This is a genomic window from Oleispirillum naphthae (assembly GCA_027864655.1).
In the GTDB taxonomy this organism is placed as follows: domain Bacteria; phylum Pseudomonadota; class Alphaproteobacteria; order Rhodospirillales; family Rhodospirillaceae; genus Oleispirillum; species Oleispirillum naphthae.
Genome location: JAQAZG010000010.1, coordinates 46,452 through 59,863, shown reverse-complemented (window position 1 = coordinate 59,863; position 13,412 = coordinate 46,452). Strand labels below are relative to the sequence as shown.

The following is a 13,412-nucleotide window of genomic DNA, read 5'->3' as shown; positions in this document are numbered from 1 at the left end:
AGATCCTCGGAGTTGGAGTCGCGGCGGGCTTAGAGGATGCCCTTTTCCTTGTAGTAACGAAGCGCGCCGGGATGCATCGGCGCGGCGATGCCGCCCTTCACGTTCTCCGGACGCAGGTCCTTGAAGTAGGTGTGGCGCTTGGCGAGATCGGCCTGGTTCTCGAACATCGCCTTGGTCATCGCGTAGACGAGATCGTCCGGCAGGCCGGCGCGGACGACGACGATCGTCCAGTTGGCCACCGTCCGCACGTCCGCATCCTGGCCGACGTAGCTCTTCGCCGGGATCGTCGCCGGGCTGAATTCCGAATTCTTGGTGACGATCGCCTCGATCTCCGCGGGGGAGAGGGAAAGCAGCTTGAAGCGGCCCTCGCCGATGACGTCCACCATCCACGCCGCGCCGACGCCGGTGCCGTCGATGATCGCGTCCATGCGGCCGGTCTTCAGCCGCGAGCTCGACTGCTGGCGGTTGCCGCTGTGCTCGCCCACGACGTCCTTCATCGACAGGCCGACCGCGGAGAGAATCTGCTTGGTCGCCACCTCGATGCCGTCGCCGGGCGACATCAGTTCGATGCGCTTGCCCTTGAGGTCCTTCAGCGACTTCACCGAAAGCTTGGCGTTGTAGACGATGTGCTGCGGCGTCGAATGGTACTGCGCGATGGCATAGACCTTGTCGGTCTTACGCCCGGCGAACTCGCCGGTGCCCTTGACCGCGGCCGCCACCGCCGAGCCCTGGCAGAGGCCGATGTCCTGTTCGCCCTTTTGCAGCGCCGTCATGTTGTAGGCGGAGCCCGCGGTGGCCATCGGCGTGAAGCTGTAGCCCTTGATCTGCGGCCCCAGCACTTCCGCCATCGCGGCGCCCATCGGGAAGAAGTTCCCGCCCATGCTCGCGGTGCCGATCTTGAGGAAGGCATCCTCCGCCAGCGCCCCGCCGGCGAAGGACGGAACGAGGATTGCGGCGGCCGCCAAGGACTTGAAAACCGATTGCCAAGACATTCAAACCTCCATGATGTTTTCGATGGGTTCCCGGTCCGCCCGCGCGGCGGCCCGATGCTTCAACCAATGCCAGGCGAAGAACAGCCCAGCCCCGCCCCAGCCGATGACGGCGGGCACGGCGTTGGGGAGGATGATGAGAACGGCCGCGACGACGAGCGCGGCACGCACGAGGATGGGGACCGGCCGCAGCATGAAGCCCTCGAACGCCACGGTGACGAGGACGAGCGCCACCGACACCGCGAACATGACGTAGACGAGGTTGACCAGCGAGAAGGTGCGCTCGATCAGCAGCAGGCTGGGGTACTCGATGCAGAGGAAGGGGACGATGAAGCCGCCGAGGGCGAGGCGCAGCGAGGTGAAACCCACCTGATTGGGGTTGGCCCCAGCCAGGCCCGCCGCGGTGTAGGCGCCGGTGCACACCGGCGGGGTGAGCGCCGACATGCAGGCGAAGTAGAAGACGAACATGTGCGCCGCGATGTCGGGAACGCCCATGCGCATCAGCACCGGCGCGGCGCTGATGCTGGCGAGCACGTAGGCGGGCGTCGTCGGCACGCCCATGCCGAGCACCAGCGACACCACCATGGTCAGCGCCAGCGCCGCCCACATGCTGCCGCCCGCGAGCGCGAAGATCTTGTCGGCGATGGTGACGGTGATGCCGGTGAGCGAGGCGACGCCGACGAGGACGCCGACCAGCGCCATCGCGATGGCGAGGCTCATCGCGGTGCGCGCCGCGGTCTCGGCGATGTTGATGATCTTCGGCAGGGTGAGCCGCGTCGCCGCGTTGAACACGGTGAGCAGGATCGACACCATGATGCCGCCCCAGAACGCGGCGACGGTGGGGGTGTACTCCATCACCATCAGCGCCACGATGCCGCCGATCGGCAACAGCAGGTGGCCCTTCTTCAGCATCACGTCGCGGAAGCGCGGCAGCTGCTCGGGGTCGGACTCGTAGAGGCCGCGGCGGGCGGCGCGGAAATGCACCGCGGCGAAGACGCCGACGTAGTAGAGGATCGCCGGGCAGATCGCGGCGGTGGCGATGCGCACATAGGGCACGCCCAGGGCATCGGCGATGACGAAGGCGGTGGCCCCCATGATCGGCGGCATGATCTGGCCGCCGGCGGAGGCCGCGGTCTCGATCGCCCCGGCGAAGTAGGGCGCATAGCCCACCCGCTTCATCAGCGGAATGGTGAAGGCGCCGGTGGTGGCGACGTTGGCCGAGGTCTCGCCGCTGACCATGCCCATCAGGCTGCTGGAAATCACCGCGACCTTGGCCGGGCCGCCGAGCGCCCGGCCGGTGATGCTGCGCGCGAGGTCGAAGAAGAAGTCGGCGATCTTCACTTCCTGGAGAACGCAGCCGAACACCACGAAGACGATGATGATCTCGGCCGAAACCCCGAGGACGAAGCCGAAGACGCCCTCGGCGGTGAGCATCAGGTGGTGCGTCAGCGCCTCGACGCCGAAGCCGACGTGGGTGAACGGCGCGGGGAAGGAACGGCCGAAGATGGCGTAGACCAGGGTGAAGAGGACGAGGACGTAGAGTCCCATGCTGATCGCCCGCCGCCCGGCTTCGAGCAGCACCAGGAAGGCGACGAAGCCCATGGCGATATCGGCGGGTTCGTAGGTTCCGGCCATGCGGGCGAGCGCCTGGTAGCGCACCAGCAGGTAGCCGAGAGAGGCCACCGTGACGACGATGAGGGCATAGTCGATCAGCATCGGCGGACGGCCGGACCAGCGCTTGAGCGGCGGCACGAAGAGGAAGCACAGGCAGAGCGCCGCCATCAGGTGGACGAGCTTCACCTGCATCGGCAGCGCGTAGACGAGGTCCGAGGCGAGCAGAACGTGGAAGGTGATCCACGCGATCGAGACCAGGGAGGCCGCGATCGCGAGCGGGCCGGAGAGAGTCCTCCGGCCGGAGCCGTAGCTCAGCGTCTTATCCTTGAACATGTCGAGTATCACGGTATCAGTCCTTGCCTGCGCGCCCGTCCGGGGTAAGCCCGAAGCCGCGATTGAGCCGGAGATAGGCGATCAGCCCGCCTGCGCGGGCGATCTCGTCGAGCAGCGGGGAGACCCCAGCCCCCGCATAGTCCCTGCCGGTGCGCAGGTTGCGCACACCGGTTGCGCCGCCGCGCTCCTCGACCGCCAGAGGGTCGCCCTCGGCGATGCCGTCGGTATCCACGGCGATCATCAGAAGGCCGCCGTTGATGCCGTTGCGGAAGAAGGTGCGCGAAAAGGATTTGGCCAGCACCGCGCGGATGCCCGCGCCGCGGATCACGTCGGTGGCGATCTCCATCGCCGAGCCGCAGCCGAAGTTCCTGCCGCCGACCAGGAAGTCGCCGGGAGAGACCATGCCGCCGAAGCCGGGCCGGATGTCTTCCATCAGGAAGGCGGCGAGCTTCACCGGGTCGAGGGTGTCGCGCTTGCGCTTGGAGGAGATGATGTAGTCGGTGTTGACGTCGTCGCCGAACACCCAGGCCTTGCCGGCCGCCGGATCAGACATCGGACAACCTCCGCGGATCGGTGATGTGGCCGGTGGCGGCGGAGGCCGCCACGGTGGCGGGAGAGGCGAGGAAGACCTCGGAATTGACGTTGCCCATGCGCCCCTTGAAGTTGCGGTTGGCGGTGGAAACCGCGACGCCGCCGTCGGCGGGAACGCCGTTGAGCGCGCCGCAGCACGGGCCGCAGCCGGGCGGCACGATCACCGCCCCCTTTTCGACGAACACCGAGATCAGCCCTTCGGCGATCGCCTGCGCGAGAATCTGCCGCGACGGCGGCACCACCAGCAGCTGCACCCCGGAGGCGATGCCGCGCGGCGCGAGGATGGCCGCGGCGATGCGCATGTCCTCCAGACTGCCGTTGGTGCAGGTTCCGATGACCGCGGAAGAGATCGCCGTTTCCTGCCAGTCCGCCACCGGGTGGACGTTATCGACGCGGTGCGGCGCGGCGAGCATCGGCTCGAGGCGGGACAGATCGACGGCGAGACGCCCGGCATAGGCCGCATCCGCATCCGCCGCCACCCCGCCCGCCGCCGCCGCGTCTTCGAGGTGCGGGTTGTCGCGGATCCAGCGCTCCGTCACCGCGTCGCACGGCATCACCGCCGCCTTGGCGCCGGTCTCCACCCCCATGTTGCAGAGGGTGAAGCGCCCTTCCATGTCGATGGAGGCGACGCCCGCGCCGCCGTATTCCAGCACGCGGTAGGTGCCGCCGTCGGCGCCGATCTCGCCGACCACATGCAGCGCCAGATCCTTGGCGTAGACCCCGGCGCCGAGCGCGCCCGCAAGCTCGATGCGGATCGAGGCGGGCGCCTGCAACCACAGCCGGCCGGTGGCGAGCACCCCGGCGAAATCCGAAGAGCCGATGCCGGCGGCGAAGGCGTTGAGCGCGCCGTAGGTGGTGCTGTGGGAATCCGCGCCGACGACCACCGCGCCGGGGCGGACGTAGCCCTGCTCCGGCATCAGGCGGTGGCAGATGCCGTCTCCGGCGCGGAACAGCTTGATGCCGTGGCGGGCGGCGAAATCCGCCATTTCCTTGAGCAGGCCCGCCACCTTGTCGTTGGGGCAGGGCACGTAGTGATCGACGACGAGGACGATGCGCTCCGGATGGCGCACCGGCATCTCCAGGCGGTCGAACAGGCGGATCGACATCGGCCCGGAGCCGTCGTTGGCCATCGCATAGTCGGCGTCGATCACCACCACGTCGCCGGGCGCGACCGCGCGGCCGGCCCGCCGCGAGAGAATCTTCTCGGCGATCGTCGCGCCCATCACGGCCGCTCCTCGATCGTGCCGAGGAGAGCCTCCATCCCCGCGCCGATGCGCCGGGTGATGCCGAGCCTGCGGGCGGCGAACTCCAGCGCCGAGACGCAGATCAGCGCATCCTTCTGGCGGAAGTGGCCCATATGGCCGATGCGCAGCACGTTGTCCTTGTACTGCAACAGCCCCGACTTGCCGACCACGCCGAACATCTCCTGCATCGGCTTGTTGATCTGCGCGGCCTTGAGCCCATCCGGCATCCAGGCGGCGGAGAGGGTGTCGCTGCGCGCCGCGCAGACATCGGGGAAGAGCGGGAAGCCGAGGGCGACCAGCGCCGCCTTGATCCCCTGCGAGAGGCGGCGGTGACGGGCATAGACCACGTCGGTCCCCTCTTCGAGAATCATCGAGGTGCTTTCCAGCAGCGCCGCGACCAGGGCGACCGGGGTGGAGCCGGGGGTCTCCGGCCGCTCGCGGCAGACGTTCTTCCGGATCGAGGCGAACTTGGTGTAGTACTTCGGCAGCGTCGAGGCCTCCACCGCCTCCCACGCGCGGTCGCTCAGCGCGGCGAAGGACAGCCCGGTCGGCCCCATCAGCGCCTTCTGCGAGGCGGTGACCGCGGCATCGACGCCCCAGGCGTCGAACTCGAAGGGCATGCCGCCGAGCGAGCTCACCGCATCGACGAAGACCATCCGCCCGTGCGCATGCGCCACCTTGGCCAGGGCCTCCACGTCGTTGGCCAGCGCGGTGGCGGACTCGCTGTGCACCAGGGTGAGGGCCTTGGCCGCGGGGTGCGCGGCGAGCGCGGCATCGACCGCGGCGAGGTCGGCGTCCTTCTCCCAGTCGGTGCAGACGCGGTGGGCGGTGACGCCGTAGGCCGCGGCGATATCGGCATACATCTCGCCGAAGCGGCCGTTGCAGACGCTCACCACCTCGTCGCCGGGGCTGAGCAGGTTGGTGATCGTCGCCTCCACCGCGCCGCGGCCGGTGGCGTGCACCGGCAGGATCGGCTGCGCGGTGCGGAAGATCGCCTGCATGTTGGAAAGCAGGCGCGCAAGCAGCGCCGAGAATTCCGCCGAGCGGTGGTGCATCGAGCGGATCTGCATCGCCTGCAACACCCGCTCGGGAATATTCACCGGGCCCGGAGACAGCAAATAGGTTTCCTCGAACATGATGGACATCGCTTCGTTGTGGGAGAAATCCGGTCAGATAAAGACCTTCTGTTCGAGCAGCATCTGCTGCCGCCGCTCGAACGCGCGGAGGAGGCTGTCGCCCTTGGCGCGGGCGAAGCCCCAGACCAGGGCGTTCAGCACCGCCATCGGCGCGACGTAGGAATAGAAGGGCGTGATCGTCGGCGCGAACAACGCCACATCCGCCAGCGGCACCAGCGGCGAGGCGCGCACGTCGGTCAGCACGATCACCCGCACGCCGCGCTTGGCGGCGAATTCGGCGAGGCGCAGCGAATTCCGCGCATAGCGGCGGAACGAGATGACGAGGAGGACGTCCTCCTCTTCGCCGGTTTCGAGAATCTCGAAGGCGTCTTCCGCCCCGGCGGGGAAATAGCGGACGTTGTCCACCATCTCGCGCAGCAGGAAGCCGGTGTAGTTGGCCAGCGCATAGGCCGACCGCGCGCCGGTCACGCGGATGCGCCGCGCCGCGCAGAGCAGGCGCACCGCCTCGGCGAAGGAATCGTCCTGCTGCAGGTTGGCGAGTGCGGCGAGGCCCTCCGCCTCATGACGCAGGCCTTCCGAAAGGGTGGGGAAACCGCCGCTGCCCGCGGCCTCCAGCGAGGCCTTGAGCTGGCTCATCGGCCGCTTGCCCGCCAGCACCAGCTCGTGCAGCTCGTCGGCGAAATCCGCAAACTTCTCGAAACCGAGAAGCTGGGTGAAGCGCACCACCGTGGCCGCCGAGGTGCCGGATTCCTCGCCGATCTGGGTGGTGGAGAGGAAGGCGGTCTCGAGGCCGCGCTCCAGCACCAGATCGGCGATCGCACGCTGCTGCTTCGCCAGGGTGGGGTAAAGCTGCCGGATGCGGTCGAACACGTTGGACGCTTCGGCGGAACGGGCGGGTGCTGTGAGTGAATCGATCATGAAAGCAGTGTTCCATGATTTTTAAAAAGTGCAACAGTCTTTTCATTTTACGTGCACAAAAACCTGCCAGAGGCGGAAACCCGCCACCGTCTGCACATGTTTGCATCGGAAAAAGCGCCGCCCGGCCGCCCTAGCCGCCGTCGCGGGGCGCGAATCGCCCCCGCGCAGCCACGCACAACTGCGCCGCCGCCGCCGGGCGGGGTGACGATCCGATTACCGGAAAATCTCCGCGTATCTTTCCGGCTTGAAGCCGATTTCCAGGGTGCCGGGGGCTTCCAGCACCGGGCGCTTGATCATTCCCGGCTGGGCCAGCATCAGGGCGATCGCCTTTTCCCGCGTCAGGTCCGCCTTGGCCGCGTCCGGCAGTTTGCGGAAGGTCATGCCCGCGCGGTTGATCACCTTCTCCCAGCCCGCCGCCTCGCACCAGCGCGCCAGCGCCTCTTCCGTCACGCCTTCCCTTTTGTAGTCGTGGAAGGCATAGGCGACGCCCCTCTCCGCAAGCCAGGCGAACGCCTTCCGCATGGTGCCGCAGTTCTTGATGCCGTAGACGGTGACGCTCATCGGGGGCTTACTCCTTGTAGGAAATCCTCACCTTCGCCGCAGCCGCCTTCGCCGCGGCGCGGGCGGCGTCGGCATCTCCGCCGCCGCACATCCGCGCCAGGGCCACGCCCATGCGGCGGTAGGGCCGCGTCGTCGGCTTGTTGAAGATGCGCAGGTCGAGGTCGATGCCCGGAACCTCCGGCGTCAGCGCCGCCGCCAGCCCCCCGGCCACGAAGTCCGCGGAATTGCGGTCGGCGAGGATCACCGCCGAGGCGCTCGGCCCGTATTGCCGGATCGCCGGAATCGGCAGGCCGAGGATGGCGCGGGCATGCAGGTCGAACTCGGTGAGGTTCTGCGAGATCAGGGTCACCATGCCGGTATCGTGCGGCCGCGGCGACAGTTCGGAAAAAATCACCTTGTCCCCCAAAACGAAGAACTCCACGCCGAAGATGCCGTAGCCGCCGAGGTTGTCCACCACCGCCTTGGCCTGGCGCTCCGCCTCCGCCACCGCGGCGGCGGACATCGCGGCGGGCTGCCAGCTTTCCTGATAGTCGCCGCGCTCCTGCCGGTGCCCCACCGGCGGGCAGAACAGCACGCCTTCGCGGGTGCGCACGGTGAGCAGGGTGATCTCGTAATCGAAGGGAATGAACGCCTCGACGATCACCCGCCGGCGGTCGCCGCGCATCCCCGCCACCGCATAATCCCAGGCGGCATCCACCTTGGCCGCGTCGCGCACGATGCTCTGCCCCTTGCCGGAGGACGACATCACCGGCTTGACCACGCAGGGAACGCCGATCTGCTCCACCGCGGCGCGCATCTCGTCCAACGTCTCGGCGTAGGTGTAGGTGGAGGTGGGCAGGCCGAGCTCCTGCGCCGCCACCTCGCGGATGCGGTCGCGGTTCATCGTCATCATCGTGGCGCGGGCGGAGGGCACCACGGTGAACCCCGCGTCCTCCACCTCCTTCAGCACCTCGGTACGGATCGCCTCGATCTCGGGGACGATGTAGTCCGGCTTGTGCTTCGCGATCGCCGCGTTGAGCGCCGCCGCATCGAGCATGGAAAACACCTCCGCCTCGTCGGCAAGCTGCATCGCCGGAGCCCCGGCGTAGGAGTCGCAAGCCACCACATGCGCCCCCAGGCGCTTGGCGGAAATCACGAACTCGCGGCCCAGTTCGCCGGAGCCCAGCAGCAGAATCTTCGCAATCGCAGTCATTCGTCCCCCCATGCTCGATCGATCGCGGCATCATAGCCGCGATTCTCGCGGGGGAAAACAAGGTCGGGCTTCGCCCGAACCCACAAGGGGCCGGGAGGCCCCTTGACCCCCTAACTGGCTTTTCGCCGCGCAGCGGCAAGCAACCGTCACGCCGCGCGATGGCTCTATCGCGCTGCGCGCAAAAACCAAGTTATGAGGTCAAGGGGACCGAGTCCCCTTGCGGGTCCAGGGCAGCGCCCTGGCCTGGTTTTTGAATCGGCTTGCCGTAGAGGCCGATGTGCGCGTCGCCCCAGGTCTTGAGCGCGAGGAGGACGGGTTCCATGCTGCGGCCGAGCGGCGAGAGGCTGTATTCCACCTTGGGCGGCACCTGGGCATAGACCTTGCGTTCGATCAGGCCGTCCTCCTCCAGCTCGCGCAGCTGGTTGGTGAGCATGCGCGGCGTGACCTTGACGATATGCCGCCGGATTTCGCCGAAGCGCAGGGTGCCCGCGAGCAGGTGGAAGAGGATGACCGACTTCCACTTGCCGTCGATCAGGCCGATGGCGGCCTCCACGGGGCAGCCGGGGCTGCCGTCGAAGCGGGCGAAGCGGACCTTGGCCATGACGGTATCCTTTTTTACACTAATGGCGTTCTTTGTGCGTATTGGCTTCAAGAGCATATAGCAGCATCTTCGGCTCATAGCCATCGCCGCCAAGGAGCACGAACCATGAAAGCCGTCGCCTACAAGACCGCCGGAGCCATCGACCGGGAGGATTCGCTTCTCGACGTCGAACTGGACGACCCCACCCCCGGTCCGCGCGACCTGCTGGTCGAGGTGGCCGCGGTTTCCGTCAATCCGGTGGACACCAAGGTGCGCCGCCGCGCCGGGGCCGAACCCGGACAGTGGGCCGTGCTCGGCTGGGATGCGGTGGGCCGCGTCGCCGCCGCCGGGGCGGAGGTGCGGGGGTTCAAGCCGGGGGACGCGGTGTTCTACGCCGGGTCGCTGGCCCGCCCCGGCAGCAACAGCCAGCTCCATCTGGTGGACGAGCGGATCGTCGGGCACAAGCCGAAAAGCCTCTCCGATGCGGAGGCCGCGGCCCTGCCGCTCACCAGCATCACCGCCTGGGAGATGCTGTTCGACCGCATCGACGTGCGCCGCCCGGTGGCGGGCGGGGCGAACGCCCTGCTCATCGTCGGCGGCGCGGGCGGCGTGGGCTCCATCGCCATCCAGCTGGCGCGCGCGCTCACCGGCCTCACGGTGATCGCCACCGCCTCCCGCCCGGAGACCGTGGCCTGGGTGAAGTCGCTCGGCGCGCACCACGTGATCGACCACCGCAAGCCGCTGGCCGCGCAGGTTGCGGCGCTCGGCCTCGGCGCGCCGTCGTTCGTCTTTTCCACCACGCAGACGCGGCTCCACCTTGCGGAGATCGTCGAGCTGATCGCGCCGCAGGGCCGCTTCGGCCTGATCGACGACCCGGAGACGCTGGACGTTCTGCCCTTCAAGCGCAAGGCGGTGTCCATCCACTGGGAGCTGATGTTCACCCGCCCGATCTTTCAGACCCCGGACATGGACGAGCAGGGCAAGCTGCTGGACGAGGTGGCCCGCCTCGTCGATGCGGGGCGCATCCGCACCACGCTCACCGAGGTGATGCGGCCGATCGACGCCGCCAACCTGAAGACGGCGCACGCCCTCCTCGAAAGCGGCAAGGCGTGCGGCAAGATCGTGCTGGAGGGGTTCTAGTCTTCGCGGGGCTGCCGCCTCGCTCCCCGCCTGGAGGGCTTTCCCTCCGGGGGATTTCCACCCTCAAATCGCCCCACCGGGGCGATTTGTCCCCTTCGGGGATCGGGGTTCCAATCCCTCCAGGCCTCCCCTAAGTTTTTCGCCGCGAAAGCGGCAGGCAGCACCCCTGTGGCAACCGCCGCAAACCTATGGCGCTTCGCGCGAAAACAAGAAGTTATGGGAGGCGCGGAGGGTCTAGACCCTCCGCAAGGTTTTGGTTTTCACCCGCAGCGTGGCGAGCGCGATGCCGGAGAGGATCGCCGCCATGCCGAGGGCGTGGTAGAGGTGCAGCGTTTCGTGGAGGAACAGCACGGCGAGGATCACCCCGAACACCGGGATGAGGTGGATGAACATCCCCGCCCGCGCCGCGCCGACGCGGGCGACGCCGATGTTGTAGAAGAGGTACGCCAGCACCGAGGGGAACACCCCGAGGTAGGCGAGCGCGGCGAAGCTTTCCGCCCGCCAGTTCGGCGCATAGCCGAAGGCGAGTTCCCCCAGGTACATCGGCACGAGAAACAGGAACGCCACGGCGATCTGCGCGCCCATCAGGCCGATGCGGTCGATCTCCGGCGGGATGGCGCGCAGCCACAGGGTATAGAGCGCCCACGAGATCATCGCGCAGAACACCACGAGGTCGCCCGCCGAGAAGGAGAGCGTGGCGAGCCTTTCCCACTCCCCATGCAGGATGATGGCGAGCACCCCCGCGAACGACAGCGCGAGGCCCGCGGCCTGCGCCAGGCTCAGCCTCTGGCGGTAGAACACCGCGCCGAAGAGGACGATGAGGATGGGGATGAAGGAATTGAGCAACAGGCCGTTGGCCGCAGCGGTCCATTGCAGGCCGACGTAGATCAGCGAGTTGAACGCCGTCACCCCCGCCAGCGCGATGCGCAGCAGGTGCCGGCGATAGCGCCAATAGAGCGGCCAATCGCGGCGCATCGGCTTCCACGCGAAGGGCAGCAGGCAGAAAAAGGCGATCACCCAGCGCCAGAACGACAGGGTGAACGGCGGCACGTCGCCGCGCATCGCCCGCCCGACGATGAAGTTGCCCGCCCAGAACAACGGCGGCGGCACCAGCAGCAGCAGCCCTACCGCCCGCGCGCTCAACACGCCACGCTTCACTCGTCCGCCTCCTTCGACTCCGATGTGCGCACTATCCGCCGCCTGCGCGGCGGCGGCAAACGAAAAGGCCCGCCGACTCCCGCCTTTTCGCCCGCTCGGCGTCACCGGATTGTCAACCGGCGGCAATGGTGACACTCTCGCTGCGACCTGATTCCGCCCAGCCCTTTCACGCAAAAACCGAGACCGCCATGAATAAGATTTCCCCCGAGATCTGGTTTCCCGAGTGGAAACCGACCACCGCCGACCGCGTCGCCCCGGACGAGCGCCTGCCCTGGCCGCAGACCGTGGTCGCGGGCTTCCAGCATGTGGTGGCGATGTTCGGCTCCACCGTTCTCGCGCCGATCATCATGGGCTTCGACCCCAACGTCGCGGTGCTGTTCTCGGGCATCGGCACGCTGCTGTTCTTCCTCGTCGTCGGCGGACGGGTGCCCTCCTACCTCGGGTCCAGCTTCTCGTTCATCGCGGTGGTGATCGCGGCCTCGGCCTATTCCGGCTCCGGCCCCAACCTCAACATCGGCACCGCGCTCGGCGGCATCATCGCGGCGGGCGTGGTTTATGCGGCAATCGGCCTGGTGGTCATCCGCATCGGCTACGGGTGGATCGAGACCCTGATGCCCCCGGTGGTCACCGGCGGCATCGTCGCGGCGATCGGCCTCAACCTCGCGCCGATCGCGGTGAAGGGGGTCAGCGCCAGCGGCTTCGACCGCGCCTCGGGCCTCGTCACCATCGTCGCCGTGGGCGTCGCCGCGGTCTATGCGCCGGGCGTGCTGCGGCGCATTCCGGTGCTGATCGGCGGCTTCGTCGGGTATCTCTTCTATGCGGTGGGCGCGGGCAGCATGGGCCTGGGCAAGCCGATCGACTTTTCCGGCCTCGCCGCCGCGCCGTGGCTCGGCATGCCGCAGTTCACCGCCCCGGCGTTCAACGCGGGCGCGATGGCGCTGATCGCCCCGGTGGCGGTCATCCTGGTGGCGGAGAACCTGGGCCACATCAAGGCGATCGGCGCGATGACCGGGCGCAACCTCGACCCCTACGTCGGGCGCGCCTTCCTCGGCGACGGGCTGGCGACCATCCTCTCCGGCTTCTGCGGCGGCACCGGCGTCACCACCTACGCCGAGAACATGGGGGTGATGGCGGTGACCCGCATCTACTCCACCCTGGTCTTCGTCGTCGCCGCGGGCTTCGCCATCCTGCTCGGCTTCTCGCCGAAGTTCGGGGCGCTCATCCTCACCATCCCCGGCCCGGTGATCGGCGGGCTGTCCATCGTCATCTTCGGCCTGATCACCGCCACCGCGGGGCGCATCTGGGTGGAGAACAAGGTGGACTTCTCCGAGACCAAGAACCTCATCACCACCGCCGCGGCGGTGATCGCGGGCGCGGGCGACCTCACCCTCAACCTCGGCGGCTTCACCCTGGGCGGCATCGGCACCGCGACCTTCGGCGCGATCCTGCTTTATGCGCTGCTCAACCGTAAAACCGAGGAACCGGCGGAGGAAGTTTCGCCCGAAGCGGCGGAGTGAGACCGCACCGCATCCTTCACGACGAAAAGGGCCGCCCCCGACCGGACGGCCCTATTTTTAGCCTGTTCGCTTCTCAGGCGAAGCCAAGGAACACGGCAAGAAGCCGTGTAACCGAGACCATGGTCTCGTCGTCCAGTTGCCCGATAACCCGCCCGATCTTCCCGCGGGGAATGGACTGGGGCTTGTCGATCATGATCTGCGAAAACAGGCGAAGGCCGTTGCTGGGGGAGGGCCCCAAAGGCAGGCGATATAACGGCGCGTCCCGCAGTTCGCTGGTGATCGGCAGGATCGTCACCGACATCATCTCGGCGAACAGGTCGGACTGGATGATCAGGGCGGGCCGGGGCTTGCCGTAATCCCCTTGCAAAGCGACGGTGACGACGCTGCCCGTGGCAGACCGGCGCCGCTTTCCACGCAAAGGGCGCCTCGCGGCGCCCTT

The 13,412-nt window shown here is 68.0% G+C and carries 13 protein-coding genes; 2 read left to right on the top strand and 11 right to left on the bottom strand.

What is annotated here, in order from left to right; all coding sequences use genetic code 11:
- Positions 1-29: 29 nt before the first annotated feature.
- From O7R11_RS11585 to O7R11_RS11545, 9 genes are all read right to left on the bottom strand, one after another.
- Entirely contained in the window at positions 30-992 is a 963-nt protein-coding gene (locus O7R11_RS11585) for a TAXI family TRAP transporter solute-binding subunit (RefSeq protein WP_337997682.1), read from the bottom strand.
- Entirely contained in the window at positions 993-2,948 is a 1,956-nt protein-coding gene (locus O7R11_RS11580; RefSeq protein ID WP_337997681.1) for a TRAP transporter permease, read from the bottom strand. It lies immediately after the preceding gene.
- 4 nt (positions 2,949-2,952) lie between these two features.
- Positions 2,953-3,489 (bottom strand): LeuD/DmdB family oxidoreductase small subunit, encoded by a 537-nt coding sequence (locus O7R11_RS11575; RefSeq protein ID WP_337997680.1) that lies wholly within the window; start codon positions 3,487-3,489, stop codon positions 2,953-2,955.
- On the bottom strand, positions 3,482-4,750 hold the full coding sequence (locus O7R11_RS11570) for a 3-isopropylmalate dehydratase large subunit (protein WP_337997679.1): 1,269 nt from the start codon (positions 4,748-4,750) through the stop codon (positions 3,482-3,484). The genes O7R11_RS11575 and O7R11_RS11570 overlap by 8 nt, the downstream gene beginning before the upstream one ends.
- Positions 4,750-5,916: a pyridoxal-phosphate-dependent aminotransferase family protein gene (locus O7R11_RS11565; protein WP_337997678.1), complete on the bottom strand. Its 1,167-nt coding sequence runs from the start codon at positions 5,914-5,916 to the stop codon at positions 4,750-4,752. The genes O7R11_RS11570 and O7R11_RS11565 overlap by 1 nt, the downstream gene beginning before the upstream one ends.
- Before the next feature lie 24 nt (positions 5,917-5,940).
- Complete coding sequence (locus O7R11_RS11560) at positions 5,941-6,825, bottom strand: MurR/RpiR family transcriptional regulator (protein ID WP_337997677.1); 885 nt, start codon at positions 6,823-6,825, stop codon at positions 5,941-5,943.
- Positions 6,826-7,038: 213 nt separating this feature from the next.
- The gene (locus O7R11_RS11555; protein ID WP_337997676.1) at positions 7,039-7,386 is read right to left on the bottom strand and encodes an arsenate reductase; all 348 of its coding nucleotides are present in this window, start codon (positions 7,384-7,386) and stop codon (positions 7,039-7,041) included.
- Positions 7,387-7,393: 7 nt separating this feature from the next.
- Positions 7,394-8,578: a formate-dependent phosphoribosylglycinamide formyltransferase gene (purT, locus tag O7R11_RS11550; RefSeq protein ID WP_337997675.1), complete on the bottom strand. Its 1,185-nt coding sequence runs from the start codon at positions 8,576-8,578 to the stop codon at positions 7,394-7,396.
- 190 nt (positions 8,579-8,768) lie between these two features.
- Positions 8,769-9,179, bottom strand: coding sequence for a winged helix-turn-helix transcriptional regulator (locus tag O7R11_RS11545; RefSeq protein ID WP_337997674.1), 411 nt, complete (start codon positions 9,177-9,179; stop codon positions 8,769-8,771).
- A gap of 105 nt (positions 9,180-9,284) precedes the next feature.
- Between O7R11_RS11545 and O7R11_RS11540 the strand changes: the two genes are divergently transcribed.
- Entirely contained in the window at positions 9,285-10,298 is a 1,014-nt protein-coding gene (locus O7R11_RS11540) for a zinc-binding alcohol dehydrogenase family protein (RefSeq protein WP_337997673.1), read from the top strand.
- Positions 10,299-10,532: 234 nt separating this feature from the next.
- On the opposite strand, the gene O7R11_RS11535 is transcribed toward O7R11_RS11540, so the two are convergent.
- The gene (locus O7R11_RS11535; protein ID WP_337997672.1) at positions 10,533-11,456 is read right to left on the bottom strand and encodes a DMT family transporter; all 924 of its coding nucleotides are present in this window, start codon (positions 11,454-11,456) and stop codon (positions 10,533-10,535) included.
- 188 nt (positions 11,457-11,644) lie between these two features.
- Between O7R11_RS11535 and O7R11_RS11530 the strand changes: the two genes are divergently transcribed.
- A complete protein-coding gene (locus O7R11_RS11530) occupies positions 11,645-12,973 on the top strand; it encodes a solute carrier family 23 protein (RefSeq protein WP_337997671.1) in 1,329 nt (442 codons plus the stop codon).
- Positions 12,974-13,046: 73 nt separating this feature from the next.
- On the opposite strand, the gene O7R11_RS11525 is transcribed toward O7R11_RS11530, so the two are convergent.
- Positions 13,047-13,391, bottom strand: coding sequence for a type II toxin-antitoxin system PemK/MazF family toxin (locus O7R11_RS11525; protein ID WP_337997670.1), 345 nt, complete (start codon positions 13,389-13,391; stop codon positions 13,047-13,049).
- Positions 13,392-13,412 lie beyond the last annotated feature (21 nt).

What these genes read in the sequence shown, in the direction of transcription:
- O7R11_RS11585 (WP_337997682.1), bottom strand. Translation starts at nt 992, where the DNA reads ATGTCTTGGCAATCGGTTTTCAAGTCCTTGGCGGCCGCCGCAATCCTC.
- O7R11_RS11575 (WP_337997680.1), bottom strand. Translation starts at nt 3,489, where the DNA reads ATGTCTGATCCGGCGGCCGGCAAGGCCTGGGTGTTCGGCGACGACGTC.
- O7R11_RS11570 (WP_337997679.1), bottom strand. Translation starts at nt 4,750, where the DNA reads ATGGGCGCGACGATCGCCGAGAAGATTCTCTCGCGGCGGGCCGGCCGC.
- O7R11_RS11565 (WP_337997678.1), bottom strand. Translation starts at nt 5,916, where the DNA reads ATGTCCATCATGTTCGAGGAAACCTATTTGCTGTCTCCGGGCCCGGTG.
- O7R11_RS11560 (WP_337997677.1), bottom strand. Translation starts at nt 6,825, where the DNA reads ATGATCGATTCACTCACAGCACCCGCCCGTTCCGCCGAAGCGTCCAAC.
- O7R11_RS11555 (WP_337997676.1), bottom strand. Translation starts at nt 7,386, where the DNA reads ATGAGCGTCACCGTCTACGGCATCAAGAACTGCGGCACCATGCGGAAG.
- purT (WP_337997675.1), bottom strand. Translation starts at nt 8,578, where the DNA reads ATGACTGCGATTGCGAAGATTCTGCTGCTGGGCTCCGGCGAACTGGGC.
- O7R11_RS11545 (WP_337997674.1), bottom strand. Translation starts at nt 9,179, where the DNA reads ATGGCCAAGGTCCGCTTCGCCCGCTTCGACGGCAGCCCCGGCTGCCCC.
- O7R11_RS11540 (WP_337997673.1), top strand. Translation starts at nt 9,285, where the DNA reads ATGAAAGCCGTCGCCTACAAGACCGCCGGAGCCATCGACCGGGAGGAT.
- O7R11_RS11530 (WP_337997671.1), top strand. Translation starts at nt 11,645, where the DNA reads ATGAATAAGATTTCCCCCGAGATCTGGTTTCCCGAGTGGAAACCGACC.